This window comes from Limimaricola litoreus (assembly GCF_024159025.1).
In the GTDB taxonomy this organism is placed as follows: domain Bacteria; phylum Pseudomonadota; class Alphaproteobacteria; order Rhodobacterales; family Rhodobacteraceae; genus Limimaricola; species Limimaricola litoreus.
The window spans coordinates 1-1,702 of record NZ_JAMYXC010000222.1 but is presented as its reverse complement, the minus strand read 5'-3'; the positions used below and the strand labels follow the sequence as shown (position 1 = coordinate 1,702).

General features: G+C 55.5%; 1 rRNA gene. It reads left to right on the top strand.

Features of this window, described 5'->3' with window-relative positions:
• Positions 1-1,625: ribosomal RNA gene (locus NHG85_RS14705) — 23S ribosomal RNA — on the top strand; the annotation flags it as partial.
• Positions 1,626-1,702: the final 77 nt, after the last annotated feature.

The window sequence follows — 1,702 nt, the reverse complement described above, 5'->3', positions numbered from 1 at the left end:
CGATGCCTGAGTGTTCGCACTCAAGCAGCGAAGCGGTAGTGCAGACAAAGAGATCAGAAAAGACGAAGTCTTTTCTGTGAAGCCGGGGCGTGAGCCATCCGGTGGAGAGATCACCAGCGAGAATGATGACATGAGTAGCGATAAACAGGGTGAGAGACCCTGTCGCCGAAAGTCCAAGGGTTCCTGCTTAAAGTTAATCTGAGCAGGGTAAGCCGACCCCTAAGGCGAGGCCGAAAGGCGTAGTCGATGGGAACCAGGTTAATATTCCTGGGCCAGATGGAAGTGACGGATCGCGGACGTTGTTCACCCTTATTGGATTGGGTGGGCAGCCAGGCGGTCCCTGGAAATAGCTCCATCATGAGATCGTACCCTAAACCGACACAGGTGGACTGGTAGAGAATACCAAGGCGCTTGAGAGAACGATGTTGAAGGAACTCGGCAAAATACCTCCGTAAGTTCGCGAGAAGGAGGCCCGGTTCGCACGCAAGTGTGGGCCGGGGGCACAAACCAGGGGGTGGCGACTGTTTACTAAAAACACAGGGCTCTGCGAAGTCGCAAGACGACGTATAGGGTCTGACGCCTGCCCGGTGCCGGAAGGTTAAAAGGAGAGGTGCAAGCCTTGAATTGAAGCCCCGGTAAACGGCGGCCGTAACTATAACGGTCCTAAGGTAGCGAAATTCCTTGTCGGGTAAGTTCCGACCTGCACGAATGGCGTAACGACTTCCCCGCTGTCTCCAACATCGACTCAGCGAAATTGAATTGCCGGTCAAGATGCCGGCTTCCCGCGGTTAGACGGAAAGACCCCATGCACCTTTACTACAGCTTCACACTGGCATCAGGACTGCGATGTGCAGGATAGGTGGTAGGCTTTGAAGCGGGAACGCCAGTTCCCGTGGAGCCTTCCTTGAGATACCACCCTTCGCACTCTTGATGTCTAACCGCGGACCGTCATCCGGTTCCGGGACCCTGTGTGGCGGGTAGTTTGACTGGGGCGGTCGCCTCCCAAACAGTAACGGAGGCGCGCGAAGGTTGGCTCAGAACGGTCGGAAATCGTTCGTCGAGTGCAATGGCATAAGCCAGCCTGACTGCAAGACTGACAAGTCGAGCAGAGTCGAAAGACGGCCATAGTGATCCGGTGGTCCCGAGTGGAAGGGCCATCGCTCAACGGATAAAAGGTACGCTGGGGATAACAGGCTGATACTGCCCAAGAGTCCATATCGACGGCAGTGTTTGGCACCTCGATGTCGGCTCATCTCATCCTGGGGCTGGAGCAGGTCCCAAGGGTATGGCTGTTCGCCATTTAAAGAGGTACGTGAGCTGGGTTTAGAACGTCGTGAGACAGTTCGGTCCCTATCTTCCGTGGGTGTAGGATACTTGAGAGGAGTTGCCCCTAGTACGAGAGGACCGGGGTGAACGATCCACTGGTGGACCTGTTGTCGTGCCAACGGCAGTGCAGGGTAGCTATGATCGGACAGGATAACCGCTGAAGGCATCTAAGCGGGAAGCCCCCCTCAAAACAAGGTATCCCCGAGGACCGTGGTAGACCACCACGTCGATAGGTCGGAGATGTAAGCGCAGCAATGCGTTCAGTTGACCGATACTAATGGTCCGATAGGCTTGATCCGATCCAGAAACAGCAAGGCTGGATCCGAAAGCCATACACAATCAAGGAAATGTACGACGATCTGGAACACCGCCCCCC